Below are 25,025 nucleotides of genomic sequence, written 5' to 3'. Positions count from 1 at the left end.
GGACACTCCTTGAGGTTGGAATTGGCTGAATTGAGGTTGTGACGGGGACCTGTCTGCGGTCCGGGCCTCAGTGGCCCGGATGCAGCGCGTCTTTCAGATAGACGCAGGTCAGGATGGTGAAGACATAGGCCTGCACGAAGGCCACGAGGATTTCGAGCGCATACATCGCGACGATCGCCAGCACCGAGAGCGGCGTCACGATCACGCCGACGAACGAGAACAGGATCAGCGGCGCGAAGGCGGCAAAGACTTCCATCACCGCGTGGCCGGCCATCATGTTGCCGGCAAGCCGGATGGAGTGGCTGACGGGGCGCACGAAGTAGGAGATCACCTCGATCACGGCCAGGATCGGGCGCAGCGGCAGCGGCGCGGCCGAAACCCAGAACAGGCCGAGGAAGTGGGTCCCGTGCTTCATGAAGCCGAGCGCAGTGACGCCGATGAACACGCCCATCGCCATCACGCCGGTCACCGCAATATGCGAGGTGGGGGTGAAGGCCATCGGGATCAGGCCAAGGAAGTTCGAGAACAGGATGAACAGGAACAGCGTGAAGATATAGGGAAAGTAGACCAGCCCGTCCTTGCCCGCGACATCCTCGACCATCTTGTGGATGAAGCCGTAGGTCAGCTCGGCGAGCGACTGGATGCGGCCCGGCACGATGGCGCGGCGCAGCGTGCCGACGACCATCAGCAGCGCGATCATCAGCACGCCGATGGCCATCCACAGGGTCGAGTTCGTCGGCACGAAGAACTCGAACCAACGGATCGCCTCGCCGTCGAACATCGAGTGAATCTTGAACGGTTCCATCGGGTGGAACACAAGGCCGGTGCCAGCTTCTTCTGCCACGACTATTTCCCCTCTTTGCCAGCTGCGGCCGCAGCTGCCTGTGCCTTTGTCAAGTCCGCGGCCGAGCGAAGCATCACCTTCACCCCCGCCGCGAGACCGAGGAAGACGAAGATCAGCATCAGGAAGGGCTGCGTGCCGAAAACGGCGTCAAGCCCGTATCCGATGCCGAAGCCGATCCCCAGCCCCGAAACCAGTTCGATGACCATCCGCCAGGCCATGTCGGCCATGCGCAGATCGCCATCCGCTGCGCGCTTGGGCGCCTCCTCGGTCTTCTTCAGTTGCGAAAGCCGTTTCTCAAGCGCCGCCAGACGCTCGGGATCAGGTTCTCCGCCAACTTCCTCCGACATGGATGCTCCCCGCAGGTTGAGGCCGTGTGTAACGACGCAAGCCCGATGAGTCAACGCCGTTGACAGAGTCTTTCCGCGCCAGCAAGTCGTTGTTTTTGCTTTCGTTTGCGCAACCATCCGCGGGCGGCGGGGCGGGGTTTTGCACGCGCCGGACCAAAGTCATATTCAACCGATCGGTTGACGTTTTGCCGCAGGATGCGCAATGTGGCCGCATGGACCTTTCCGTCTCCCCCCGTCTTGATGCCGTCTTCGCCGCGCTCGCCGACCCGACGCGGCGGGCGATCCTGACCATGCTGCTGGAAGACGACATGGCGGTGACCGACGTGGCCGCACCGTTTCAGATGTCGCTTGCGGCGATTTCGAAACATCTGGCGATCCTCGCCGAGGCGGGGCTGATCAGCCAGGAAAAGCGCGGCCGGGTGAAATGGTGCAAGCTCGAGCCCGCGGCGATGGAGGGGGCGATCATCTGGATCCAGAGCTTCGGCGCCTTCGAACCGCTCGATCTGGATGCGTTCGAGCGCTTTCTGGAAACCGAGCTGCAGGGGCCGCAAGCGGAGTAAGGGGGGCGCTGCCCCCCGTCCCTTCGGGACTCCCCCCGGGATATTTGCACCAAGGTGAAAGCAGATCCGGCTTTGCCGTTCACCTTGGTGCCAATATTCCGGGGGGTGAATTGGCCGAGAGGCCAAGAGGGGGGCAGCGCCCCCCTGCCCGGCTCAGTCCAGATCGCAGCCGTGGGTCCGGTCGTAGCCGTTCCGCGCCGGCGAGACCCAGCCGTCGGGCGTGTCCTGCGGCAGGTAGATCTCGATCTTGAGCGGATGACAGGCCGCCGTATCCGAGGAATGTTCCGACGCGCAATCACCGCCCGGACAGGCCGAAAGCGCGCCGCCCAGATCGATCTCGGCGAAGAACTCCAGATAATCGCCCGGCCGCACCGGGCTGGCCTTCATGAAATACTGGCCGGTGTCGCGGGTGAAGCCGGTGCACATGAAGACATTCAGCACGTCATGAACGTGGAATTCGCAGGCATGTTTCAGCAGCCCGGTTTCCTCGGCCAGCGCGCGGGTCAGGTTCGAATGGCAGCAGTGGTGGTAATTCTCCCCGCCCGAGAGCAGATGATGCGTGTAGGGATCGCAGCGGGTGCCGATCACGTCATGCACCGAGCCGCCGTGTTCGTCGATGCCATACCAGTCGAGCGTGTCGTCGGTGATCGTCGCCATCGGCCGCAAGTAGGGGATCGAGGACCAGAGCTGATCGCCGGTCGACAGATGCGTGCCGTGCAGCGCACGGGTCTTGCCGGAATAGAAGCGCTCGTTCAGATCCTGAAGCGACCAGAGGTTCAGGTCCCCGACCTGCGGCCCCTCGATCGAAACGATGCGGAAGAAGCCCCCCGCGGGGACTTCGAAGAACCGCGCTTCGCGCGCGGGGACGATCAGCTCGTCGATCTTGTCCCAATGGGCGCGGGCGCGGCGCAGCGCGGCCAGATCGGGGCGCGGCAGGGTGTCCACCGGATAGCAGATCACCGGCTTGATCGCGCGGCGGGCGGCGGCATCGGCGGGGGCTTGGTGCTCGGGTCTGGACGGTTTCACGGGGGCGGTCTCCTTTGCCCCAGTCTCACCCGGCCCCGGCGAAAAAGAAAAGCCCCCGCCGACCGGCAAGGGGGCTTTCGCGACAGATCCGGCTCAGGCCGCGTAATATTCGAACATCTGCTCGATCTCGGTCTCTTCGACCAGATCCGCCTTGCCCCGGGCGGGCGTGTAATAGGCGTAAGCCTCGGTCAGAATCCTCAGCGCTTCGGCGGCTTTTTCCTGCTCGGATTTCTTCCGGAAGGTGACGATCTTCGACATGGCATGCTCCTGTGGGTGCGTGGTCTCCCCTGCGACAAACTATCCCATGCCCGCTGCGGCCGACAGCATAAATGCTGCAACTGCGATATGCATTTTCCGCAACGCAGCAAAAAGGCCCCGGCACTGCCGGGGCCTGGTGTCGAAACAGCGCCGGATCAGACGTGCCGGCTGACCATCAGCCGCTTGATCTCGGCAATCGCCTTGGCCGGGTTCAGCCCCTTCGGGCAGGTCTTGGCGCAGTTCATGATCGTGTGGCAGCGATAGAGCTTGAACGGGTCTTCCAGCGCATCGAGACGCTCGGCCGTGGCTTCGTCGCGGCTGTCGATGATCCAGCGGTAAGCATGCAGCAGCGCCGCCGGGCCAAGGTAGCGGTCCGAGTTCCACCAGTAGCTCGGGCAGGAGGTCGAGCAGGACGCGCACATCACGCATTCATAAAGCCCGTCAAGCTTCTTGCGGTCCTCGATCGACTGCAGCCACTCTTTCTCCGGCTTGTTCGTCGTGGTCTGCAGGAACGGCATGATCGAGGCATGCTGGGCATAGAAATGCGTCAGGTCGGGCACCAGATCCTTGACCACCGGCATGTGCGGCAGCGGATAGATGCGGACATCGCCCTTGATCTCGTCCAGCCCGTAGATGCAGGCCAGCGTGTTGATGCCGTCGATGTTCATCGCGCAGGAGCCGCAGATCCCCTCGCGGCAGGAGCGGCGGAAGGTCAGCGTCGGGTCGATCTCGTTCTTGATCTTCAAAAGCGCGTCCAGAACCATCGGCCCGCAACGGTCCATGTCGAGGAAATAGGTGTCCACCCGGGGATTTTCACCGGTGTCCGGATCCCAGCGGTAGATCTTGAACTTGCGCGTGTTCTTGGCGCCCTCGGGCCGCGGCCAGGTCTTGCCGACGCGGATCTTGGAGTTTTTCGGAAGCGTGAACTGAACCATTGGGCGTCCTTTCAGTGCGAAGCGGACCGGGCCGGGGGCGGCTCGGCCAAGTCGAGAAGCTCATCGGGGGTGGAAATCTGCTCGATGAGGCGGATGAGATTGGGCAGCGCCTGCGGGACCGGGGCGGCCTGGGCCAGCAGCCAGCGCAGCGCGTCATTCAGCACCGCCGCGCGCCAGGCGTCCTGGTTCCAGTGCCGGGCCAGCGGCACGCCAAGATCGGCAAAGGCGGCAAAAAGCGCGGGCAGGTCATAGAAGGCCGCGTAAAGATGGCGGAATTCGCGCGGGGTCGTGTGTTCGGGGCCCTTGAAGGTGCCCGAAACCGTCAGATGCGCCGCGACGACATCGTGATAGCGCAGCGCCCGGCAGCGCGGTGTCAGCACCGCCTTGCAGACATCAAGCCCGGTGCGGCGGCGCAGGATGTGGATATCCTGATCGAGACGGCCGAGCAGCTGGCGGCCATGCAGCGCCGAGCCCTCGGCAAAGACCAGCACCTCGGCCTGCGCATAGGCCTGCATCTGCGCGCGGATCGGCAGGGTTCCGGGGTCGATCACCGTGACGCCCAGCTGCGCCAGAAGCCCGGCCAGATAGGTCTCGCCCAGATGGCCGCCGCGCCCCGTCGCGACCAGACCGGCGCGGCTGACATAGACCAGCGGCAGACGGGGCTGCAGATCCAGCCCGTGCCGGGCGGGCAGCGTGTCGAGAAGATCCAGATAGGCCGGATCGGGGGCGATGCCCCCCAGCATCTCGCCCTGGGCGCAGACGCGCAATTCGGGGGCCAGGCTTGGTTCGGTGACAAACCGCGCCCGGCGCGGCGGCATCGTCAGCCAGTCGAAAACCTGAGGCACCCAGGGCGCCAGCGCCTCGGGCGCGGTGCCGGTGGGCAGGGTGAACAGCACCACATCCTCGGCACGCGCGCTGACGGCGGGCAGAAGCCGGGTGATGTGTTCGGCCACCAGATGACCGAATTCGGGGCTGAGATAGCCGCCCCAAAGCGCCGGTCGGTGGAATTGCCGCACCGGCTTGCGCAAGGGCGGCGCGCTGTCGGCGGGACGGCCGGAATGACAAAACCGCGCCGCGGTCTGACGCTCGAACTCGGGCCAGACCGGACCGCCCAGCGGCACATGTTCGCGGATGCGGGTGACCGGCATCACGGGGACATCGCTAAAGCACAGCAGCTCCATCATCCCCTCCCCTGCGGCACGGCGTAATAGGGGCGGCTGGGCCCCTGCCCCGCGCGGGCGCGGACGCAGCGGTCATAGGCCGCGCCGGGATCGCCGCCGCCGCTGCCCATGGTGAAGGTCAGCTTCACGCCGCTTTCGAAAGTGCCGCCCGAGGTGACGCCCATCCGGCCTTCGCCGGAAAGGGGCGCTTTCGGGGCGACGGTTTCGGCGCAAAGCGTCTCGGCTTCGGGCAGGGCCATGGGGCCGCAACCGGCGAGGGCAAGCCCCGCCGCCGCGATCCCATATGCCCAGACCCGCGCCATCTCAGAACGTCCGCGCTTTCGGCGCGATCTTCGCCAGGCTGATGCCGCCTTCCGCTTCGGTGGTCAGCGGTGCGGTGATCACCGGCCGGAAGCTCAGCGCGACCTGATTGCCCTCGACCCGCATGATCGAGTGCTTGCGCCAGTTGGCGTCATCGCGCGTCGCATGGTCTTCCGAGGCATGGGCGCCGCGGCTTTCCTTGCGCGCCTCGGCGCCGACGATGGTGGCCAGCGCGTTCGGCATCAGGTTCGTCAGTTCCAGCGTTTCCATCAGGTCGCTGTTCCAGATCAGCGAGCGGTCGGTGACCTTCAGATCGGCGACCTTGGCCGCGATCTCGGTCATCTTCGCCTTGCCCTCGGCCAGCGTCTTGTCGGTGCGGAAGACCGCCGCATCGGCCTGCATCGTGCGCTGCATTTCCAGCCGCAGATCGGCGGTGGGGGTGTGGCCCTTGGCATGGCGCAGCCCGTCGAACCGGGCAAAGCACTTGTCGACCGAGGCTTGGTTATAGGCCGCCGGACGCGCCTTCGGATCGACAATTTCGCCCGCGCGGATCGCCGCGGCCCGGCCGAAGACCACAAGGTCGATGAGCGAGTTCGAGCCAAGGCGGTTCGCCCCGTGCACCGAGGCGCAACCGGCCTCGCCCACGGCCATCAGGCCCGGAACGACGGCGTTCGGATTGTCGGCCGTCGGGTTCAGCGCCTCGCCCCAGTAGTTCGTGGGAATGCCGCCCATGTTGTAATGGACGGTGGGCAGAACCGGGATCGGCTCCTTGGTCACATCGACGCCCGCAAAGATCTTCGCCGATTCCGAGATGCCCGGCAGACGTTCGGCCAAGGCCTCTTTCGGCAGGTGCGACAGGTTCAGGTGGATGTGGTCCTTGTGCTCGCCCACACCGCGGCCTTCGCGGATTTCCAAGGTCATGCAGCGGCTGACATAGTCGCGCGGCGCCAGATCCTTGTAATGCGGGGCGTAGCGTTCCATGAACCGCTCGCCTTGGCTGTTCGTCAGATACCCGCCCTCGCCGCGCGCGCCCTCGGTAATGAGGCAGCCCGAGCCATAGATGCCGGTCGGGTGGAACTGCACGAATTCCATGTCCTGCAGCGCCAGACCGGCCCGCGCCACCATGCCGCCGCCGTCGCCGGTGCAGGTATGCGCCGAGGTGGCCGAGAAATAGGCGCGGCCATAGCCGCCCGTCGCCAGCACGACCATCTTCGCGTTGAAGACGTGGAAGGTGCCGTCATCCAGCTTCCAGCAGACGACGCCCTGACAGACGCCATCCTCGGACATGATCAGATCAAGCGCGAAATATTCGATGAAGAATTCCGCGTTGTTCTTCAGCGACTGGCCGTAAAGCGTGTGCAGGATGGCGTGGCCGGTGCGGTCGGCCGCGGCGCAGGTGCGCTGCACCGGCGGGCCGTCGCCGAATTCGGTGGTGTGACCGCCGAAGGGGCGCTGGTAGATCTTGCCCGCCTCGGTGCGGGAAAACGGCACGCCGTAATGTTCCAGCTCATAGACCGCGGCAGGCGCCGACCGCGCCAGATATTCCATCGCATCGGTGTCGCCCAGCCAGTCCGAGCCCTTGACGGTGTCGAACATGTGCCATTGCCAGCTGTCCGGGCCCATGTTGCCAAGCGAGGCCGCAATGCCGCCCTGCGCCGCGACGGTGTGCGAGCGGGTCGGGAAGACCTTGGTCACGCAGGCGGTGCGCAGCCCCTGTTCGGCCATGCCGAGCGTCGCCCGCAGGCCCGCGCCACCGGCACCGACCACCACCACGTCATAGTTGTGGGTTTCGTAAGTATAGGAAGCCATTGTCCGGTTGCCCCTGTCAGTTCGTGATCTGTTGCGCCGCGGCGGCGATGAACATCATCTTCGCCAGCGCATAAAGCACCAGGGCCGAGATCAGCCACGACAGCGAATAGACGAAGATCACCAGCCCCTTGCGCAGGCTGCCCTGGGTGTAGTCTTCCAGCATCACCTGCGCGCCCTTGGCGAAATGGCGCATGCCGACGATGGTCACCAGCGCGGTCAGGATCGCCGGGAAGGGCCGGGCGAAATAGGCCTGCAGCTGCGCCTGATCCATGCCGATGGCATGGCCGAAGACGAAGATGAAAGCGGGCACCAGAAAGGCCAGCGCCACCGAGGACATCGTCATCCACCAGAAATGTTCGGTGCCGGAACCCGAGGCCCCCTTGCCGACGGCGCGTTTGCGATCGGTCAGATACCGCATGGTTGCCTCCTCAGAAAATCGCCAGAATGATGAGCGTCAAAAGCGTCAGCACGACCGAGCCGATGATCGCCCCCCAGCCGAGTTTCTCGGCGGTTTCGACATCAAGCCCCTTGCCCGCGTCCCACAGCAGATGCCGCAGCCCGGTCAGGTAGTGATACCACATCGCCCAGGCCATGCCGGCGAAGATCAGGTATCCCAGCCAGGAGGTAACGATCCAGTTCACGACGCCGAAATAGCCGGGGCTGGAGACGGCGGCGATCAGCCACCAGGCGCCAAGCAGGAAGCCCGCAATCAGCGCATTGCCGGTGATCCGGGTCAGGATCGAGCTCATCGACGTCATCTGCGGACGGTAATACGGGCCGATCATGAAGGGGGAAAGGGGTCGCTCGACCCGTTTCGGTTCAGCCATTTGGGGTCCCTCACTCGCTGGGCCGTCTGCGCGGGCCAGAGAATGGAGGCAGACGGGTTGGCCGGAATTGTGAGACCTGAATAGGCGGTCACGGCGGGCAAGTCACGCATTCAGATCAAATTTCGCCTTCGCAGTTGCAAAAAAGCGGCGGAAATTTCGCTTTGTGATCACAAAGAACCATGCCCGGCCGATGTCGTCCGGTAACATTCGGATGCCGTTTTTCGGCGCGGACAGGGCAGTCCGCGGCCCTGCGCCGGACAGCGCAAACAAGACGGGCGGAAACCGTCCCCGGTTTCCGCCCGCCTTGTCCGACTCACCCGCCGCGGCGGCGGATTTGCGATCACACAGGCATCAGCGCCCAGTAATCGAGATCGAGCAGCACCTCGGGCAGGTATTTGCCATCCGCGCCCTTCAGCGCGAAGGGCGCCGCGCCCTGTTTCACCGCGACCAGCCGCAGCCGGATCGCGCCGACGCCCGGGGCCTCGGTTTCCGCCTTGTCCAGCACCTCGGACCAGGCCTTGACGGTATCGCCCGCAAAACAGGGGTTGGCATGCGCGCCCCCGTTCAGCGCCACGATCATCTGCGCATTGGCGAGCCCGTTGAACGACAGCGCCCGGGCCATCGAGATCACGTGACCGCCATAGATCAGCCGCTTGCCATCCTCGCGGAAGGTGGCGTCGAAATGCACCTTGGCGGTGTTCTGCCAGGCCCGCGTCGCCAGCATGTGCTCGGCCTCCTCGATCGTCACGCCATCGACGTGATCGATCTTTTCGCCGATCTCATAGTCCGAAAGCCGATGCGGTTCGCCCGCCAGGGTGAAGTCGTAATCGTCAAAGCTCAGCCCCTCGGGGATCACCAGATCTTCGACGGGAACGACCTTGCGCAGCTCGGGCAGCACCGGGTCGGGCGCCGGGCTCGCGGCGTCGCGCTTGCGCACCATCACCCAGCGGACATAGTCCAGCACGACCTCTTCGTTCTGGTTGATGCCTTGGGTGCGGACGTAAACGTTGCCCGATTTGCCGTTCGAATTTTCCTTGAGCCCGATCACCTCGGAGACGGATCGCAGCGTGTCCCCCGGATAGACCGGCAGCAGCCAGCGCCCCTCGGCATAGCCAAGGTTGGCGACGGCATTCAGCGACACATCGGGCACGGTCTTGCCGAAGACGACATGGAAGGCCAGAAGATCATCCAGCGGCGAGCCGTCAAGCCCGCAATTGGCGGCAAAGACGTCGCTGGAATAAAGCGCATGCCGGGCGGGATAAAGCGCGTGGTACAGCGCGCGTTCCCCCTCCGCCACGGTGCGGGGCACGGCATGGTCGATCACCTGCCCCACCGCGTAATCCTCGAAGAAACGGCCCGGATTCGTCTTCGTCGCCATCTTACTGCTCTCCCAGTTTCAGATCGGGGTGGTAGTCGCCCGGCACATCCTTGACCACCGCCTGCGCGCAGCGCATCACGCCGCGCGCCGCATCGAAGCCATAGGACGGACTGCCGTAAAGCTCCCAGCCTTTCGACAGCGCCATCGAGACCTTGTGACAGAAGGCCGAGGTGTCATCCTCGGTCAAAAGCCGATACAGTTTCATGGGTAGGTTCCCAGAAACAGGCTGTGGCCAATGATCAGCTGGTGCAGCCAGACGATAAGCCCGTAGATCAGCAAGGTGCCGATCAGGTTCTTCAGATCGCCCTTGAGCGAGCCGGGCTTCGGCCGCTTCCACGGACCGGCGCGGTTGATCACGACCATCTCGGCCACGGCCCAGACGCCCAGCGCGCCGAACAGGATCACCGACACGTAATCGCCGTTCACCAGCAGATGCGAGACCGACCACAGCAGCATGCCGGTCAGCATCGGATGGCGCATCTTGTCGATCAGGATCGAGCGCGATCCGCCGACGCCGAACAGATAGATGGCGATCAGCATCAGCAGGTTGTTCAGATGCCCCATGCCCGGCAGCGGCGCATAGAGGTTGTCGTCGGGCGTCACCTCGACCGAGCGGTAACCGATCACCATCAGCGCGGTGCCGGTCAGGATCAGCGCGGCATCGATCGCCTTGATCTGCGGCATCAGCATCAGATGCCGATGCGGCGCCAGGCGCTTGAAGGAATGGGGCAGCACCCAAAGCAGGATGCCGAGGATCATCAATGACATGGCTTGCCTCTCAACTTGCGAGTGCGGCAATCGCCTCCGCTTTCGCAAGGACTTGCCGCGCCGTCACGATATGCAGGTTTTCGACGATCTTTCCATCCACAACCGCAACCCCCTGGCCCTCGGCTTGCGCCGCGTCAAAGGCGGCGATCTGGCGCCGGGCGAGGTCGATCTCGGCTTCACTGGGCGCAAAGGCGGCGTTGGCAATCTCAAGCTGCGCCGGGTGGATCAGCGTCTTGCCGTCAAAGCCCATGTCGCGGCCCTGATCGCATTCGGCCTTCAGCCCCGCGTCATCCTTGAAGGCGTTGTAGACGCCATCGACGATGATCTTGCCAAAGGCCTTGGCGGCCAGCAGGCACAGGCCAAGACCCGTCTGCAGCGGCAGACGATCCGGGCGGAAGCGGCTTTGCAGCTCCTTCGCCAGATCATTGGTGCCCATCACCATGCCCTCGAGCCGCGGATGCGCCGCGATATCGGCGGCGTTCAGCATGCCCAGCGCGGTTTCCATCATCGCCCAAAGCGGCACGGTCGGAATGAGGTTCGCAACGGCATCCAGATCGGATTTGGTCGAGACCTTGGGGATCAGCACGGCGTCGATCTTCACGCCGTCCTTCAGCGCCGCGGCCATGGTGAACGCATCGTCACGGCCCCAGTCGCTGTCGAGCCCGTTGATCCGCACGATCCGCATCCGCGCGCCGAAATCGGCCTCGCGCAGCGCCTTGATCAGGATGGCGCGGGCATTGACCTTTTCATCGACCGCCACCGCATCTTCCAGATCGAAGATGATCGCGTCGCAGGCAAGACCCGTCGCCTTTTCCAGCGCCCGTTCCTTGGAACCGGGGATGTAGAGCACCGAACGGGTGGGGCGGGCAGCGGTCATGATTCTCTCCTCGCAACAATCTTGCGCGATGAAGCACAAGCCGGACAGATTCAGCAAGCCCAGATTTGCCGCAGCGCAGAGAATTGGCGCTGGCGGTCGGAAAGCGGCCCCGGGCGGTGCCGGGGCCGGTCGGTCTCAGGCGTGGATCGCGCCGTCGCCACAGGCCAGCGCGGCCTCGCGCACGGCTTCCGAATAGGTCGGATGGGCGTGGCAGGTCAGCGCCAGATCCTGCGCCGAGGCGCCGAATTCCATCGCGACGCAGATCTCGTGGATCATGTCGCCCGCCGAGGGCCCGATGATATGCGCGCCCAGAATCCGGTCCGTCGCCGCATCGGCCAGGATCTTCACGAAGCCCTCGGCCTGGAACACGGCTTTCGCCCGGCCGTTGCCCATGAACGAGAACTTGCCGACCTTGTAGGCCCGGCCTTCCTGTTTCAGCGCATCCTCGGTCTTGCCGACCGCCGCCACCTCGGGCGTGGTGTAGATCACGCCGGGGATGACATCGTAATTCACATGGCCATGCTTGCCCGCGATCACCTCGGCCACGGCCATGCCCTCGTCCTCGGCCTTGTGGGCCAGCATCGGACCCACGATCGCATCGCCGATCGCATAAAGGCCGGGCACGCTCGTCGCCCAATGGTTGTCAGTTTTCACCTGCCCGCGCGGCAGCATCTCGACGCCGAGCGCCTCAAGCCCCAGCCCCTTGGTGAAGGGCTTGCGGCCGGTCGCCACCAGCACCACCTCGGCCTCGATCGCATGGGCGCTGTCGTCCTTGCGCAGGGTATAGCGCACGGTGTTCTTGCCCTTCGCCTTGTCGACGCCCTGCACCGCGGCGCCCAGAACGAATTTCAGCCCCTGACGGGTCAGGATGCGCTGCAGCCCCTTGGCCACCTCGGCATCCATGCCGGGCGTGATCGCGTCGAGATATTCGACCACCGTCACCTCGGCGCCCAGACGCGCATAGACCGAGCCAAGTTCGAGCCCGATCACGCCCGCGCCGATCACCACCATCGATTTCGGCACCTTGGCCAGCGACAGCGCCCCGGTCGAGGTGACGACGGTCGCCTCGTCGATCTCGATGCCGGGCAGGCCCGCCGATTCCGAGCCCGTGGCGATGACGATGTTCTTCGCGGTGTGGATTTCCTCGCCGACCTTCACCTGACCCGGCGCCGGGATCGAGCCCCAGCCCTGCAGGTACGTGACCTTGTTCTTCTTGAACAGGAACTCGATGCCCTTGGTGTTGCCGTCGATGACGTCCTTCTTGTAGGACTGCATCTTCGCCCAGTCGACCTTCACCTTGGCGCCCATCAGGCCCATTTTCTCGAAGTTCTCGTGCACCTCGTGCAGCTCATGCGTGGCGTGAAGCAGCGCCTTCGAGGGGATGCAGCCCACGTTGAGGCAGGTGCCGCCCAAGGCCCCGCGTCCCTCGACGCAGGCGGTCTTCAGGCCCAGTTGCGCGCAGCGGATGGCGCAGACATAGCCGCCCGGGCCGCCGCCGATGATGATGACGTCGAATTCTGCCATGGTCATTCCCCTGACGAATGGCGGGGGGCGCTGCCCCCCGGGCCCCCCGGGATATTTTCAGCAAGATAAAGGGGGGCGGTTTGCGTGAAGGGGGCGGGTTTCCGCCCCTCGCGATGTCTGGTCTGAACGATCAAAATGGGATGTCGTCGTCCGCTTCTGGCTTTGGAAGTTGCAGGGGCTTCTGCTCTGCCGCGAGTTGAAGCATTTCCTCTTCTTCCGCTTCCTTTTCTTCGCCAATCAATGCCGTGATGGTAGCCATTGCTGCCGGTGCATCTGCTAAGAACGAAGTGGTGCCGACCAAGCTGGCACCGATGATGGCGAGTATTTTCATTACGCTGCCAAATTCGGTGCGATTGGCTTGAACGAGAGACCTTAGCTCATCCAGTTTGTGGTTCAGTTTCTCAGTCTGTTCGGGAGGGAGATTTGCCTCCTCAATCAGTTTTCGAAGTTTCTCAATCTGAAGATATATCTTCGTCTTCGCGCTACGAGACAGCGCTACCGATCGAGAGATGTCAGCCCCAGAAGCGCGAAGATTTAACCGCGTAGCTAGAGCGATTACGTCAGATCGAAACCGCTCATAGTCTTCTTGGGGATTGGACTGTGAGAGAGGTTCAAGTTTGCCAACCCCAAGTTCTTCCGCTGCCGCGGAGAGAGTTGCGCAGTAGTCTCTCATGTCTGAAAGACTGACTCCGTTCATGTAATCCTGGTTCGAAGAGAGGCGCTTCTCTACCAAATCATGGAGCTTCAACCAACGGAGCGTAGGCTCCGTTGGAAAAGTCCCATAGTCGTCTGAGAAAAGCAGAGCCATCGTCTTACAGATCCATCAGCAGGCGGCGCGGATCTTCCAGCGCCTCTTTCACGCGGACAAGGAAGGTCACCGCGCCCTTGCCGTCGACGATGCGGTGATCGTAGGAGAGCGCCAGATACATCATCGGGCGGATCACGATCTGGCCGTTCACGACGACCGGACGGTCCTGGATCTTGTGCATGCCAAGGATGCCCGATTGCGGCGGGTTCAGAATGGGCGAGGACATCAGCGAGCCGTAAACCCCGCCGTTCGAGATGGTGAAGCTGCCGCCCTGCATTTCCTGCATCGTCAGCTTGCCATCCCGGCCGCGCTTGCCAAGCTCGGCGATCTCGCGCTCGATATGGGCGAAGCCCTTCTGATCGGCGTCGCGCAGCACCGGCACCACAAGGCCCGAGGGCGTGCCCACGGCCACGCCCATGTGGACGTAGTTCTTGTAGATGATGTCGCCGCCGTCGATCTCGGCGTTGACCTCGGGGATTTCCTTCAGCGCATGGCAGCAGGCCTTCACGAAGAAGCCCATGAAGCCCAGCTTCACCCCGTGTTTCTTCTCGAACTGGTCCTTGTAGACATTGCGCAGGTCCATCACGCCCGACATGTCCACCTCGTTGTAGGTGGTCAGCATCGCGGCGGTGTTCTGCGCGTCTTTCAAACGGCGCGCGATCGTGGCGCGCAGGCGGGTCATCTTCACCCGTTCCTCGCGCATCGCATCTTCGGCCGGGACCGGGGCGCGCGGCACGGTGGCGGGCGGCGGCGCGATCGAGACCTGCGCCGTCGCGACCGGCGCGGGCGCAACAGGGGCCGGGGCCGCGGCGGCGGCAGAAGCCGCGGCCACGTCTTCCTTCATGATCCGGCCATCGCGGCCGGTGCCGGTGACCTGATCGGGGCTGAGCCCCGCTTCGGCCATCGCCTTTTTCGCCGCGGGCGCATGTTCCACATCCTTCGCGGGCGCGGCGGCGGGGGCGGGCGCGGCAGCCGCCGCAGCGGCCGGGGCCGGAGCCGTGGCAGAGCCCGCGGCGAGGATCGCCAGACGCCCGCCCGCGGCGACCGAGACGCCCTCGGGCGCGAGGATCTCGCTCAGCACGCCCGCGACCGGCGCCGGAACCTCGACCGAGACCTTGTCGGTTTCCAGCTCGCACAGGATCTCGTCCTGCGCGACGGCATCGCCCGGCTTCTTGAACCAGGTGGAGACAGTGGCTTCGGCAACGCTTTCGCCCAGCGCGGGGACCATGACATCCGTCATCTTGACCTCTTGAACAGTCGGCGCGGCTTTTTGAGGGGCAGCCGGGCCTTCGGATTTGGGTTGCGCGGGCGGCATCGCGCCCGCGGACAAAAGCACGGCCAGCAGGGCGTTCACCGCCACCGTCTCGCCTTCCTTGGCGACGATCTCGCTCAGCACCCCCGCCGAGGGGGCGCGGACTTCGACCGTCACCTTGTCTGTTTCAAGCTCGCAGAGCATCGCATCGGCCACGACCATCTCGCCCGGTTTCACGAACCAGGTGGCGACAGTGGCTTCCGAGACGCTTTCCCCAAGCCCGGGAACGCGGATCTCGGTCATCTCAGCCCTCCAGCGCGTCTTGGACGAGCGCGTCCTGCTCGGCCTTGTGGCGGCTTGCCAGACCCGTGGCGGGCGAGGCCGAGGCGGCACGGCCCGCATACCGCGCCCGGCCATGCTTCGCCCCGATCTTCGAGAGCACCCATTCCAGGTTCGGCTCGATGAAGCTCCAGGCGCCCTGGTTCTTCGGCTCTTCCTGACACCAGATGATCTGCGCCTCCTTGAAGCGGCCCAGTTCCGTCACCAGCGAATGCGCCGGGAAGGGGTAAAGCTGCTCGATGCGCAGGATGTAGACGTCTTCCAGGCCCCGCTTGTCGCGTTCGGCCAGCAGATCGTAATAGACCTTGCCGGTGCACATCACGACACGGCTGATCTCGGCATCGGGCTTCGTCGTCATCTCCGAATTGCCGTGATGCTGCGCATCGGCATCGTCCCACATCACGCGGCGGAAGAACGAGCCGGTGGTGAATTCCTCCGCCTTGGACACGCAGAGCGGATGGCGCAGCAGCGATTTCGGCGTCATCAGGATCAAGGGCTTGCGGAAGTTGCGGTGGATCTGACGGCGCAGGATGTGGAAGTAGTTCGCCGGCGTCGAGCAGTTCGCGACGATCCAGTTGTCCTCGGCCGACAGTTGCAGGAAGCGTTCGAGCCGGGCCGAGGAGTGCTCGGGCCCCTGCCCTTCGAAGCCATGCGGCAAGAGGCAGACCAGCCCCGACATCCGCAGCCATTTCCGCTCGCCCGAGTTCACGAACTGGTCGAACATGATCTGCGCGCCGTTGGCGAAATCGCCGAACTGCGCCTCCCACAGGGTCAGCGCGTTCGGTTCCGCCAGCGAATAGCCGTATTCGAAGCCAAGCACGGCATATTCCGAGAGCATCGAGTCGATGACCTCGTATTTCGCCTGACCGGGCTTGATGTGGTTGAGCGGATAATAGCGTTCCTCGGTCGCCTGATCGATCAGCCCGGAATGACGCTGGCTGAAGGTGCCGCGCGTGCAGTCCTGACCGGCCAGACGCACCGGGAAGCCCTCGGCCAGAAGCGAGCCGAAAGCCATCGCCTCGGCCGTGGCCCAATCAAACCCCTGGCCCTTTTCGAACATCGCCTTTTTCGCCTCGAGCTGGCGGGCGACGGTCTTATGGATGTCGAAATCCTCGGGATAGGAGGTCAGCGCCTTGCCCACCTCGGCCATCAGCTCGGGCGAGATCGGCGTGACGCCCGCGTCGTAATCCGAGCTTTGCCGGTCAAGGTGCTTCCAGCGGCCGTCGAGCCAGTCGGCCTTGTTCGGGCGGAACTGCTTGCCCGCCTCGTATTCCTCGTTCAGCTTCGCCTGAAACGCCGCTTTCATGTCCTCGATTTCGCCCTCGGGGATCAGGCCGTCGGCCACCAGACGTTCGGTGTAAAGCTGCAGCGTGGTCTTGTGGCCCTTGATGTTCTTGTACATCGCCGGGTTGGTGAACATCGGCTCGTCGCCTTCGTTGTGACCGAAGCGGCGATAGCAGAAGATGTCGATGACCACGTCCTTGTGGAATTTCTGCCGGAATTCCGTCGCCACCTTGGCGGCATGCACGACGGCTTCCGGGTCGTCACCGTTGACGTGGAAGATCGGCGCTTCCACCATCAGCGCGATATCGGTCGGATAGGGCGAGGTGCGGCTGAAATGCGGCGCCGTGGTGAAGCCGATCTGGTTGTTCACGACGATATGGATGCAGCCGCCGGTGCGGTGCCCCTTGATGCCGGAAAGCTGCAGACATTCCGCCACGATCCCCTGCCCCGCAAAGGCCGCGTCGCCGTGCAGCAGCACCGACAGAACCTGGGTCCGGTCCTCGTCATGCGCCTGATCCTGCTTGGCGCGGACCTTGCCCAGAACGACCGGGTTCACCGCTTCAAGGTGGCTCGGGTTCGCGGTCAGCGACAGGTGCACGGTATGGCCGTCAAACGAGCGGTCCGACGACGCGCCAAGGTGGTATTTCACGTCGCCCGAGCCGTCCACGTCTTCGGGCTTGTAGGAGCCGCCCTGAAATTCGTGAAAGATCGCCCGGTAGGGTTTCGCCATCACCGTGGCCAGGATGTTCAACCGGCCGCGGTGCGGCATGCCGAAGACGATTTCCTTGAGCCCAAGCGCGCCGCCGCGCTTGATGATCTGTTCCATCGCCGGGATCAGCGCCTCGCCGCCGTCCAGACCGAAGCGCTTGGTGCCGGTGTATTTCACATGCAGGAATTTCTCGAAGCCCTCGGCCTCGACCAGCTTGTTCAGGATGGCGCGGCGGCCTTCGCGGGTGAACTGGATTTCCTTGCCGTAGCCCTCGATCCGTTCCTTCAGCCAGGCGGCTTCCTCGGGGTTCGAGATATGCATGTATTGCAGCGCGAAGGTGCCGCAATAGGTGCGCTTGAGCACGTCGAGGATCTGCCGCATCGAGGCGACCTGCAGGCCCAGAACGTTGTCGATGAAGATCATCCGGTCCATGTCGGCATCGGTGAAGCCGTAGGAGCGCGGGTCAAGTTCCGGGTGCGACTCGCCCGAGCGCATGCCAAGCGGATCCAGATCGGCGATCAGGTGCCCCCGGATCCGGTAGGCGCGGATGATCATCAGCGCGCGGATGGAATCAAGGACGGCGCGCTTGATGGCCTCGTCCGAGACCTGCACCCCCGCGGCCTTGACGGCGGCGGCGATCTTCTCGGCCGCGGCCTTGTTTTCCTTGGGCGCGACGGGCATCGGCCATTCGCCGGTCATCGCCGCGGTCAGATCGTCGGTGGGCGTCGGTGGCCAATCGGCGCGCGCCCAGCTCGGACCATGCGCCGAGCGCTTGGCGTCAAGCTCGGTATCGCCCAGGCTTTCGAAGAAAGAGGCCCAGTTCGGATCGACCGAGGTCGGATCGGCGGCATAGCGGGCGTAAAGCTGTTCGACATAATCCGCGTTCGCCCCTTGCAGGAAGGACGAAGCGTGGAACTGGTCGTTCGGTGTGTGGTCGTTCATGGGATGATCCTTGCGAGATCGGCTGCGGGACGGCCAGACGGCCGGAGGGATACGGGGACCCGGCGCGCGGGGAACGCGCCGCGCCGGGGCGGATCAGGCGGTGTCGGGAAAGGCGGTCGACAGCGGGCCACCGCACGGACGCGGCGAAGGCCCCCGGGGCAGCGGGGCCATCTTCCCGGCGCGGGCCGCGGCGGGCGGCCGCGGAAGGATCGGAACGAGCGTGAGGGGACGCATCGACTTTCCTTTCATCTCAAGGCCTTGCGAGCCTATTTGCACTCCACCACAAGCGCCTTCATGCCGGGAACGCGGTCGCCGGGATCGGTCACATGCGAGGTTTTCAGGCTTTTGCCATACTGGCGGCACAGCCGCTCCGGCGCGGCGGCCACCGCCTCCTTGTTGGCGGCGAACAGATCGAAATAGATGTAAGAGCGCGCCGCATCGCCCGAGATCGCGGCGACGGCATCGCTGTTGATGCCGGTCATCCGCGCGAAATCGGCCTTGGCGCGGTTGTCGACCGGGATCGGCGGCGCCAGCGCGGGCGCGGCGTCGGAGACGGCGGGAAGGGCGGGACCGGTCTCCATGCAGGCGGAGAGGGACAGGGTCAGAAGGGCGGCCAAAAGGGCCGATGCGGTACGGTGCATTCTTTGCCTCGGGCAGGTCAGCGGCGGTAGGGGCTTGCGGTGCCGGGCAATCCGGCGGCTTCGGCGCAGGCGATGTCGTAATTGCCGCCCGCGTTTTCGGGCCCGCAGGGGGCGGCGGTGCCCGTGATGATGGTGCCGTTCGTGCGCGCGGAATTGGCCAGCGCATAGCCGGTCGCGCCGGTCGGCGTCATGCCCGCGGGGACCTTTTGCGTCGTCACGATCGGATAGGTGGTGATCGGGCCCGACGCCTGCGGATCGCTCGGCGTCGGATCGGTGCAGCCTGAAAGGGCCAGCGCGAGGGTGATCCCCCCCGTCGTCAGTGAAAGCTTCATTCGACCCTCCCGTTTTGGCCTGCGGCCGCTCGTTGCACTCGTCACGCCTTGGGGCCCGACACCCCCGGAACAGAAGATGGGACCGCGGCCTCCTCTGCCGCGGCCCCGAAGGGCGCTTAGCCCTTGATCGCTTTCAGCACGGCTTCGCCCAGATGCGCGGGGCTGTCCGCCACCACGATCCCGGCGCGTTTCATCGCTTCGATCTTGCTTTCCGCATCGCCCTTGCCACCCGAGACGATGGCGCCCGCATGGCCCATGCGACGCCCGGGGGGGGCGGTGCGACCGGCGATGAAGCCCGCGGTCGGCTTCCAGCGGCCCTTTTTCTTTTCCGCCATCAGGAATTCGGCGGCTTCTTCCTCGGCCGAGCCGCCGATTTCGCCGATCATGATGATCGAGGTGGTTTCCGGATCGGCGAGGAACATCTCCAGCACGTCGATATGCTCGGTGCCCTTGATCGGGTCGCCGCCGATGCCGACGGCCGAGGATTGGCCCAGACCGACATCGGTCGTCTGTTTCACCGCCTCATAGGTCAGCGTGCCCGAACGCGACACGACACCGACCGAGCCGCGCTTGAAGATCGAGCCCGGCATGATGCCGATCTTGCAGGCGTCGGGCGTCATCACGCCGGGGCAGTTCGGCCCGATCAGGCGCGACTTGCTGTCGATCAGCGCGCGTTTCACCCGCATCATGTCGAGCACCGGGATGCCTTCGGTGATGCAGACGATCAGCTCCATCTCGGCGTCGATCGCTTCAAGGATGCTGTCGGCGGCATAGGGCGGCGGCACGTAGATCGCCGTCGCATGGGCGCCGGTGACGTGCTTGGCCTCGTGGACCGAGTTGAAGACCGGCAGGCCAAGGTGTTCGCTGCCGCCCTTGCCCGGGGTCACGCCGCCGACCATTTTCGTGCCGTAGGCGATCGCCTGTTCCGAGTGGAAGGTGCCCTGCGAGCCGGTGAAGCCCTGACAGATGACTTTGGTATTTTCGTTGACGAGAACCGCCATGTTTCTCTCCGTAGAGTGGCCGTGCCACCTGTGTTTGCGGGTCGGGCCGGGGGACCGGCCCGAAGATCATTTCTGTGCGCGCTGAAAGCGCAACGCGGCCGCGTCGTCGGCGCTGCAGGTCGGGTCCTGCCCGGCAGAGGTCGGCGCCGCACTCAGGCCGTTGCCCAGATCGAGACCGGGGCAGCCCTCGATTTCGACCGCGCCGACCTGAGGCCAGTGCAGCTTGCCAAGCAGGGCCGAAAGCCGGTCCTGCAGGGCCCGGGTGCCGATGCCGTCGCTTTCGAGCATGCAAAAGCCCGGGTCCGGCGCGTCCCAGAACATCGCCGAGACGCCGTCCCCTTCGTAGCTTTGCGTGCCCTCGAATTCGTCGGCCCGGACCCAGTCGGCGGCCTGAAACGCGGTCTCGGCCTGCGCCGGGGCATCGACCCCCTGCAGACAGGCCAGGATCGCCCCGTCGATCCGCTCTTCCAGCGTCGTCCCTTTCAGCAGCGCCACCGCATCGGGCAGCGCCACCGGAACCTGCGCGACGGCAGGCAGAGCCAGAGCAGAGGCGAGCGCAAGGGCGATCAGACCGCGCATCGGTTCAGCCCTTCACCGCGGCCACGATCTTCTTCGCGCCGTCGGCCAGATCATCGGCCGCGATCACGTTCAGACCCGATTTCGCGATGATGTCCTTGCCCAGTTCGACGTTCGTGCCCTCAAGACGCACGACCAGCGGCACCTTCAGGCCGACTTCCTTCACCGCCGCCAGCACGCCTTCCGCGATGATGTCGCAGCGCATGATGCCGCCGAAGATGTTGACCAGAATGCCCTTCACCTTCGGATCCGAGGTGATGATCTTGAAGGCCTCGGTCACCTTTTCCTTGGTGGCGCCGCCGCCGACATCAAGGAAGTTGGCCGGTTCGGCGCCGTACAGCTTGATGATGTCCATCGTCGCCATCGCGAGGCCCGCGCCGTTCACCATGCAGCCGATCTCGCCATCGAGCGCGATGTAGTTCAGGTCGAACCGCGAAGCTTCCAGCTCCTTCGGGTCTTCCTCGGTCACGTCGCGCAGGTCCATCACATCGGGCTGGCGATAGAGCGCGTTGTTGTCAAAGCCGAGCTTCGCATCGAGCACCTTGAGCTGGCCGTCGGTGGTGACGATCAGCGGGTTGATCTCCAGCATCTCCATGTCCTTCTCGAGGAAGGCCTTGTAGAGCTTCTTGATCAGCGACACGCATTGCTTGACCTGATTGCCTTCCAGCCCCAGCGCAAAGGCGATGCGGCGGCCGTGGAAATCGCTCAGCCCCGTCGCCGGATCGACCGAGAAGGACAGGATCTTTTCGGGCGTGTGGGCGGCCACTTCCTCGATGTCCATGCCGCCCTCGGTCGAGCAGACAAAGCTCACGCGCGAGGATTTGCGGTCGATCAGCAGCGCAAGGTAAAGCTCGCGCGAGATGTCCGAGCCTTCCTCGATATAGATGCGGTTCACCTGTTTCCCGGCCGGGCCGGTCTGGTGCGTGACAAGGGTGCGGCCCAGCATCTGGCGGGCCAGCGTTTCGGCCTCGGCCACCGAGCGGGCCAGACGCACGCCGCCCTTTTCACCGGCTTCGGCTTCCTTGAAATGACCCTTGCCGCGGCCCCCGGCATGGATCTGCGCCTTGACCACCCAAAGCGGGCCGTCAAGCTCGCCCGCAGCTGCCTTGACCTCGTCCGCCTTGAGCACGATGCGGCCGTTCGAGACCGGGCAGCCGTAGCTCTTGAGCAACTGCTTGGCCTGGTATTCGTGGATATTCATGGCATTGATCCCATGCTGATGTGTTTGGCGTGGTTTGGCATATTCCGCCCCGGGCACAAACCCAAAACTGCGCGTTTCGCAGGCGCCGGGGCAGAAAAGTCGGCTTTGTGATCACGCCCCGCAAATGCGTGATCACAAATTGCCGCAGAGCAGCGAACTTGATTGCGATAACGGAATCGGCTTTGCTTTGCGCAAGGAAATTTCAAATCAGGGGTTGGCATGGCAAGCTGGGGCGTGGTGTCGATGGTGGATGAACCCGGCCCTCTGGTCGCGGCCTTTGTCGGTCATCATCTGGCGCTTGGCGCGGCCGAGGTGCATGTCTGTCTGGACCGGCCCAACCCCGAGGCGCGCGATCTGCTGGCGGGCGTTCCCGGGGCGGTGCTGCATGAAGACGGCGAGGATGACTGGCGCTTTCGGGGCTTTGGCCGCCGTCCCGAGAACATCAATGCGCGGCAGAAATATCATGCCAGCCGGATCCTGGCACGGACCCGGCTGGACTGGCTGCTGCATTGCGACTGCGACGAATATCTGCAGCCCTCGGGCGATGCGATCGCGGCGCTGCTCGACCGTGTTCCGCAGGCGGCGAACTGGGTGCAGGTGCCGGTGGCCGAACGGGTGGAGATCCGCGGGCGGCCGATGGCCGACATTTTCGGCGGGGCCTTCCGTCTGCCCTGGGACGCTTTCGAGACCGAGGGGGCACAGGTCTATGACGACCGGGTGCGGGCGCTGCTGACGCTCGGCCTGTGCGGCCATGTGGTGGGCAAGGCCATCGCGCGTTCGGGGCGGGGGCTGTTTTTGGGCGTTCACGCCGGATTGAGCCACTATCCCTCGGCCAGACGCGACCTTTACGTGATCCGGGGCGGCGGTCTACGCCTGATGCATTTCGACGGGCTGACGCGGTTGCATTACACGCTGAAAATGTTGCGCTACGGGCTGGCGGAAGCGTTCAACAGCCCGGCCGCGCATGGCGATGCGCGGTGGGCACAGATCCATGCGCTCTGCCCGGAAGAGCATGGCGGGGCGCAGACGCTTTACGACGCCGCGAAGACGATTTCCGAAGCGCAGGCGCAGGCGCTGATCGCGCGCAAGCTCTTGCGCGGCTGGGCGCCGGGCATCGCCGGACGGGCGGCCGAGGTGCTGCCCCGCCCCCCCGACCTGAGCGCCGCCGCCTTCGACCGGGCGCTGATCGCACGCGAGGGGCGGCTGTTCGATCTGATCCGCAGGCGCATGGGCTTTGACCCGGCAACATTGGCCGCAAATTGAAAAGGGCGGGGAAATCCCCGCCCTTTCATAACTTTGGCGCCGATTACGCCAGCGTCGGATCGATCGCCTTGCAGGCGGCGACCAGACCTTTGACCGCATCGACCGATTTGTCGAACATCGCCTGTTCGGCGTCGTTCAGCTTGATGTCGATGACTTTCTCGATGCCACCGGCGCCGATGATCGTCGGCACGCCGACATACATGCCATCAAGGCCAAAGGCGCCATCGACCCAGGCCGCGCAGGGCAGCAGGCGTTTCTGGTCGTTGAGGTAAGCTTCCGCCATTTCGATCGCCGAGGTGGCGGGCGCATAGAAGGCCGAACCGGTTTTCAAGAGGCCGACGATCTCGGCGCCGCCGTCACGGGTGCGCTGGATGATCGCGTCAAGCTTGTCCTGCGTGGTCCAGCCCATCGAGACCAGATCCGGCAGCGGGATGCCCGCAACGGTCGAGTAGCGCGCCAGCGGCACCATCGTATCGCCATGGCCGCCCAGCACGAAGGCGGTGACGTCGCGCATCGAGACGCCGAATTCGACCGAGAGGAAGTGACGGAACCGCGCCGAGTCGAGCACGCCGGCCATGCCGACGACTTTCTCGGCCGGCAGGCCGGAGAATTGCTGCAGCGCCCAGACCATCGCATCAAGCGGGTTGGTGATGCAGATGACAAAGGCGTTCGGCGCGTATTTCGCGATGCCTTCGCCGACCGATTTCATCACCTTGAGGTTGATGCCCAGCAGGTCGTCGCGCGACATGCCCGGCTTGCGCGGCACACCGGCGGTGACGATGCAGACATCGGCGCCCGCGATGTCGGCATAGTCATTGGTGCCCTTGAAGCAGCCGTCGAAGCCCTCGGAGGGACCGGATTCGGCGATGTCGAGCGCCTTGCCCTGCGGCGTGCCCTCGGCGATGTCGAAGAGGACGACGTCCCCCAGTTCTTTGATCGCGGCGAGGTGGGCAAGCGTGCCACCGATCTGACCGGCGCCGATAAGGGCGATCTTGGGTCGGGCCATGGGTTCCTCCACAGGTCGGGAATGGTGTAAGCGTGGCGAAGGACTAGCGTCTTACCCCCCGGCTGGCAAGGGTGCTGCGGGGCAGCAAAGCCGGTTCCTGCGTGATGTATGCGACTGCATACTTCCCCGGCCCGCTGTTTGCGCTAAACATTTCCTTGCGGCAGGCCCCGGGATGCGGAACAGCCCAAGCCGCGCGCAGGTGATTCTCGGAGGGGCGATGGAACTGGATGCGTTTGGCTGGGTCCTGGCTGTGCTGGCCGCGGTCAGCGTCGGCATGGCCAAGGGCGGCCTGCCGATGATCTCCTCGCTGTCCGTACCGCTGCTGGCGGGGGTGATGAACCCGGTCGCGGCGGCGGGGCTTTTGCTGCCGGTCTATATCGTCTCGGACCTGTTCGGGCTGATTGCCTACAGGCGCGATTTCGACGCGCGGGTGCTGAAGATCCTGGTGCCCGCGACGGCTTTGGGCGTGGGCTTCGGCTGGGCCACCGCCTCGGTCGTGCCCGAAGCCGCGGTGACGGCGCTGGTCGGGCTGATCGGCGTCGTCTTTGCCCTGAATGCGCTCGCGCGTCCGCGCCTTGGCGCAGCGCGCGCGGCACGGCTGGCGCCCGGCCTCTTCTGGGGCGCGATCACCGGCTTCACCAGCTTCGTCAGCCATTCCGGCGGCCCGCCCTATCAGGCCTATACGATCCCGCTGAACCTGCCGCGCACGGTCTTTGCCGGAACCTCGACGCTGCTCTTCGCATGGGTGAATGCGATCAAGCTGATCCCCTATGCGGCGCTGGGGCAGATCAATGTCACCAGCCTTGGCACGGCGTTGAAACTGGCCCCGGTCGCCGCGGCCTCGGTCTTTCTGGGGGTGAAACTGGTGCGGATCCTGCCGCACGAGACCTTTTACAAGCTCGTCACCTGGGCGCTGCTGCTGATCTCGCTCAAGCTGCTCTGGGACCTTCTGCCCTGAGCCCTCCCCTTTCACCTTGGGGCAAATATCCTGGGGGTCCGGGGGCGAAGCCCCCGGCGGGTCGCCCCCGCGCCGCCGG

General features: G+C 64.8%; 27 protein-coding genes. 3 read left to right on the top strand and 24 right to left on the bottom strand.

Annotation, left to right across the window (positions count from 1 at the left end; genetic code table 11):
- Window positions 1-67 precede the first annotated feature (67 nt).
- Window positions 68-844, bottom strand: coding sequence for a F0F1 ATP synthase subunit A (locus FBT96_RS09695; protein ID WP_169583363.1), 777 nt, complete (start codon window positions 842-844; stop codon window positions 68-70).
- A gap of 2 nt (window positions 845-846) precedes the next feature.
- Window positions 847-1,191, bottom strand: a complete 345-nt coding sequence (locus FBT96_RS09690) for an AtpZ/AtpI family protein (protein ID WP_013066484.1) — start codon at window positions 1,189-1,191, stop codon at window positions 847-849.
- Window positions 1,192-1,403: 212 nt separating this feature from the next.
- Between FBT96_RS09690 and FBT96_RS09685 the strand changes: the two genes are divergently transcribed.
- Window positions 1,404-1,751 (top strand): ArsR/SmtB family transcription factor, encoded by a 348-nt coding sequence (locus tag FBT96_RS09685; RefSeq protein ID WP_136906112.1) that lies wholly within the window; start codon window positions 1,404-1,406, stop codon window positions 1,749-1,751.
- 153 nt (window positions 1,752-1,904) lie between these two features.
- Here FBT96_RS09685 and FBT96_RS09680 read toward each other — a convergent pair whose 3' ends face one another.
- From FBT96_RS09680 to sucC, 21 genes are all read right to left on the bottom strand, one after another.
- Window positions 1,905-2,777: an urea carboxylase-associated family protein gene (locus FBT96_RS09680; RefSeq protein ID WP_136906110.1), complete on the bottom strand. Its 873-nt coding sequence runs from the start codon at window positions 2,775-2,777 to the stop codon at window positions 1,905-1,907.
- Window positions 2,778-2,870: 93 nt separating this feature from the next.
- A complete protein-coding gene (locus FBT96_RS20670; RefSeq protein ID WP_169583361.1) occupies window positions 2,871-3,035 on the bottom strand; it encodes a hypothetical protein in 165 nt (54 codons plus the stop codon).
- A 155-nt stretch (window positions 3,036-3,190) separates the two neighbouring features.
- Window positions 3,191-3,970, bottom strand: coding sequence for a succinate dehydrogenase iron-sulfur subunit (locus FBT96_RS09675; RefSeq protein ID WP_074553234.1), 780 nt, complete (start codon window positions 3,968-3,970; stop codon window positions 3,191-3,193).
- An 11-nt stretch (window positions 3,971-3,981) separates the two neighbouring features.
- Window positions 3,982-5,151, bottom strand: coding sequence for a glycosyltransferase 61 family protein (locus FBT96_RS09670; RefSeq protein ID WP_169583359.1), 1,170 nt, complete (start codon window positions 5,149-5,151; stop codon window positions 3,982-3,984).
- Complete coding sequence (locus FBT96_RS09665; RefSeq protein ID WP_169583357.1) at window positions 5,151-5,453, bottom strand: hypothetical protein; 303 nt, start codon at window positions 5,451-5,453, stop codon at window positions 5,151-5,153. The genes FBT96_RS09670 and FBT96_RS09665 overlap by 1 nt, the downstream gene beginning before the upstream one ends.
- Window position 5,454: 1 nt before the next feature.
- Window positions 5,455-7,260, bottom strand: a complete 1,806-nt coding sequence (sdhA, locus tag FBT96_RS09660) for a succinate dehydrogenase flavoprotein subunit (protein ID WP_136906103.1) — start codon at window positions 7,258-7,260, stop codon at window positions 5,455-5,457.
- Between the two features lie 16 nt (window positions 7,261-7,276).
- The gene (gene sdhD / locus FBT96_RS09655; protein ID WP_136906101.1) at window positions 7,277-7,678 is read right to left on the bottom strand and encodes a succinate dehydrogenase, hydrophobic membrane anchor protein; all 402 of its coding nucleotides are present in this window, start codon (window positions 7,676-7,678) and stop codon (window positions 7,277-7,279) included.
- 10 nt (window positions 7,679-7,688) lie between these two features.
- Complete coding sequence (gene sdhC / locus FBT96_RS09650; RefSeq protein ID WP_136906099.1) at window positions 7,689-8,087, bottom strand: succinate dehydrogenase, cytochrome b556 subunit; 399 nt, start codon at window positions 8,085-8,087, stop codon at window positions 7,689-7,691.
- A 340-nt stretch (window positions 8,088-8,427) separates the two neighbouring features.
- Window positions 8,428-9,465, bottom strand: coding sequence for a MaoC family dehydratase (locus tag FBT96_RS09645; protein ID WP_136906097.1), 1,038 nt, complete (start codon window positions 9,463-9,465; stop codon window positions 8,428-8,430).
- Window position 9,466: 1 nt separating this feature from the next.
- A complete protein-coding gene (locus tag FBT96_RS09640) occupies window positions 9,467-9,670 on the bottom strand; it encodes a DUF1737 domain-containing protein (protein WP_136906095.1) in 204 nt (67 codons plus the stop codon).
- On the bottom strand, window positions 9,667-10,233 hold the full coding sequence (locus FBT96_RS09635; protein ID WP_136906093.1) for an NnrU family protein: 567 nt from the start codon (window positions 10,231-10,233) through the stop codon (window positions 9,667-9,669). Before FBT96_RS09635 ends, FBT96_RS09640 begins: the two co-directional genes overlap by 4 nt.
- A gap of 10 nt (window positions 10,234-10,243) precedes the next feature.
- Window positions 10,244-11,110: an HpcH/HpaI aldolase/citrate lyase family protein gene (locus tag FBT96_RS09630; RefSeq protein ID WP_394347667.1), complete on the bottom strand. Its 867-nt coding sequence runs from the start codon at window positions 11,108-11,110 to the stop codon at window positions 10,244-10,246.
- A 135-nt stretch (window positions 11,111-11,245) separates the two neighbouring features.
- Window positions 11,246-12,634: a dihydrolipoyl dehydrogenase gene (lpdA, locus tag FBT96_RS09625; RefSeq protein ID WP_136906091.1), complete on the bottom strand. Its 1,389-nt coding sequence runs from the start codon at window positions 12,632-12,634 to the stop codon at window positions 11,246-11,248.
- A 130-nt stretch (window positions 12,635-12,764) separates the two neighbouring features.
- Window positions 12,765-13,382, bottom strand: a complete 618-nt coding sequence (locus FBT96_RS09620) for a hypothetical protein (protein WP_169583354.1) — start codon at window positions 13,380-13,382, stop codon at window positions 12,765-12,767.
- Between the two features lie 64 nt (window positions 13,383-13,446).
- Window positions 13,447-14,997 carry a 2-oxoglutarate dehydrogenase complex dihydrolipoyllysine-residue succinyltransferase gene (gene odhB / locus FBT96_RS09615; protein ID WP_136906087.1) on the bottom strand — a complete coding sequence of 517 codons (1,551 nt, stop codon included), beginning with the start codon at window positions 14,995-14,997 and terminating at the stop codon, window positions 13,447-13,449.
- Window position 14,998: 1 nt separating this feature from the next.
- A complete protein-coding gene (locus FBT96_RS09610; protein ID WP_136906084.1) occupies window positions 14,999-17,968 on the bottom strand; it encodes a 2-oxoglutarate dehydrogenase E1 component in 2,970 nt (989 codons plus the stop codon).
- 266 nt (window positions 17,969-18,234) lie between these two features.
- Window positions 18,235-18,609 carry a hypothetical protein gene (locus FBT96_RS09605; RefSeq protein WP_136906082.1) on the bottom strand — a complete coding sequence of 125 codons (375 nt, stop codon included), beginning with the start codon at window positions 18,607-18,609 and terminating at the stop codon, window positions 18,235-18,237.
- Between the two features lie 17 nt (window positions 18,610-18,626).
- Entirely contained in the window at window positions 18,627-18,941 is a 315-nt protein-coding gene (locus FBT96_RS09600; RefSeq protein WP_136906081.1) for a hypothetical protein, read from the bottom strand.
- 116 nt (window positions 18,942-19,057) lie between these two features.
- Complete coding sequence (gene sucD, locus FBT96_RS09595; RefSeq protein WP_136906079.1) at window positions 19,058-19,942, bottom strand: succinate--CoA ligase subunit alpha; 885 nt, start codon at window positions 19,940-19,942, stop codon at window positions 19,058-19,060.
- A 66-nt stretch (window positions 19,943-20,008) separates the two neighbouring features.
- Entirely contained in the window at window positions 20,009-20,521 is a 513-nt protein-coding gene (locus FBT96_RS09590) for a hypothetical protein (protein WP_136906077.1), read from the bottom strand.
- A gap of 4 nt (window positions 20,522-20,525) precedes the next feature.
- Window positions 20,526-21,719, bottom strand: a complete 1,194-nt coding sequence (gene sucC / locus FBT96_RS09585) for an ADP-forming succinate--CoA ligase subunit beta (protein WP_136906076.1) — start codon at window positions 21,717-21,719, stop codon at window positions 20,526-20,528.
- 219 nt (window positions 21,720-21,938) lie between these two features.
- Here sucC and FBT96_RS09580 point away from each other — a divergent pair, with 219 nt between their 5' ends.
- A complete protein-coding gene (locus tag FBT96_RS09580) occupies window positions 21,939-22,982 on the top strand; it encodes a glycosyltransferase family 2 protein (RefSeq protein WP_136906075.1) in 1,044 nt (347 codons plus the stop codon).
- A gap of 43 nt (window positions 22,983-23,025) precedes the next feature.
- On the opposite strand, the gene mdh is transcribed toward FBT96_RS09580, so the two are convergent.
- On the bottom strand, window positions 23,026-23,988 hold the full coding sequence (gene mdh, locus FBT96_RS09575) for a malate dehydrogenase (protein ID WP_136906074.1): 963 nt from the start codon (window positions 23,986-23,988) through the stop codon (window positions 23,026-23,028).
- Window positions 23,989-24,211: 223 nt separating this feature from the next.
- Here mdh and FBT96_RS09570 point away from each other — a divergent pair, with 223 nt between their 5' ends.
- Entirely contained in the window at window positions 24,212-24,946 is a 735-nt protein-coding gene (locus FBT96_RS09570) for a sulfite exporter TauE/SafE family protein (protein ID WP_169583365.1), read from the top strand.
- Window positions 24,947-25,025 lie beyond the last annotated feature (79 nt).

Origin of the sequence: Rhodobacter capsulatus (assembly GCF_005144475.1) — a bacterium.
In the GTDB taxonomy this organism is placed as follows: Bacteria; Pseudomonadota; Alphaproteobacteria; order Rhodobacterales; family Rhodobacteraceae; genus Rhodobacter; species Rhodobacter capsulatus_C.
Note: the sequence above shows the minus strand (reverse complement) of the source record. Positions and strands in the feature narration are given on the sequence as shown.

Coding starts and splice junctions, on each gene's coding strand:
- FBT96_RS09645 (WP_136906097.1), bottom strand. CDS start 9,465: ATGGCGACGAAGACGAATCCGGGCCGTTTCTTCGAGGATTACGCGGTG.
- mdh (WP_136906074.1), bottom strand. CDS start 23,988: ATGGCCCGACCCAAGATCGCCCTTATCGGCGCCGGTCAGATCGGTGGC.
- FBT96_RS09670 (WP_169583359.1), bottom strand. CDS start 5,151: ATGGAGCTGCTGTGCTTTAGCGATGTCCCCGTGATGCCGGTCACCCGC.
- FBT96_RS09640 (WP_136906095.1), bottom strand. CDS start 9,670: ATGAAACTGTATCGGCTTTTGACCGAGGATGACACCTCGGCCTTCTGT.
- FBT96_RS09600 (WP_136906081.1), bottom strand. CDS start 18,941: ATGAAGCTTTCACTGACGACGGGGGGGATCACCCTCGCGCTGGCCCTT.
- FBT96_RS09630 (WP_394347667.1), bottom strand. CDS start 11,110: ATGACCGCTGCCCGCCCCACCCGTTCGGTGCTCTACATCCCCGGTTCC.
- FBT96_RS09605 (WP_136906082.1), bottom strand. CDS start 18,609: ATGCACCGTACCGCATCGGCCCTTTTGGCCGCCCTTCTGACCCTGTCC.
- sdhC (WP_136906099.1), bottom strand. CDS start 8,087: ATGGCTGAACCGAAACGGGTCGAGCGACCCCTTTCCCCCTTCATGATC.
- FBT96_RS09690 (WP_013066484.1), bottom strand. CDS start 1,191: ATGTCGGAGGAAGTTGGCGGAGAACCTGATCCCGAGCGTCTGGCGGCG.
- sucC (WP_136906076.1), bottom strand. CDS start 21,719: ATGAATATCCACGAATACCAGGCCAAGCAGTTGCTCAAGAGCTACGGC.
- FBT96_RS09590 (WP_136906077.1), bottom strand. CDS start 20,521: ATGCGCGGTCTGATCGCCCTTGCGCTCGCCTCTGCTCTGGCTCTGCCT.
- sdhD (WP_136906101.1), bottom strand. CDS start 7,678: ATGCGGTATCTGACCGATCGCAAACGCGCCGTCGGCAAGGGGGCCTCG.
- FBT96_RS20670 (WP_169583361.1), bottom strand. CDS start 3,035: ATGTCGAAGATCGTCACCTTCCGGAAGAAATCCGAGCAGGAAAAAGCC.
- FBT96_RS09580 (WP_136906075.1), top strand. CDS start 21,939: ATGGCAAGCTGGGGCGTGGTGTCGATGGTGGATGAACCCGGCCCTCTG.
- FBT96_RS09635 (WP_136906093.1), bottom strand. CDS start 10,233: ATGTCATTGATGATCCTCGGCATCCTGCTTTGGGTGCTGCCCCATTCC.
- sdhA (WP_136906103.1), bottom strand. CDS start 7,260: ATGGCTTCCTATACTTACGAAACCCACAACTATGACGTGGTGGTGGTC.
- FBT96_RS09675 (WP_074553234.1), bottom strand. CDS start 3,970: ATGGTTCAGTTCACGCTTCCGAAAAACTCCAAGATCCGCGTCGGCAAG.
- FBT96_RS09685 (WP_136906112.1), top strand. CDS start 1,404: ATGGACCTTTCCGTCTCCCCCCGTCTTGATGCCGTCTTCGCCGCGCTC.
- lpdA (WP_136906091.1), bottom strand. CDS start 12,634: ATGGCAGAATTCGACGTCATCATCATCGGCGGCGGCCCGGGCGGCTAT.
- FBT96_RS09665 (WP_169583357.1), bottom strand. CDS start 5,453: ATGGCGCGGGTCTGGGCATATGGGATCGCGGCGGCGGGGCTTGCCCTC.
- FBT96_RS09610 (WP_136906084.1), bottom strand. CDS start 17,968: ATGAACGACCACACACCGAACGACCAGTTCCACGCTTCGTCCTTCCTG.
- sucD (WP_136906079.1), bottom strand. CDS start 19,942: ATGGCGGTTCTCGTCAACGAAAATACCAAAGTCATCTGTCAGGGCTTC.
- odhB (WP_136906087.1), bottom strand. CDS start 14,997: ATGACCGAGATCCGCGTTCCCGGGCTTGGGGAAAGCGTCTCGGAAGCC.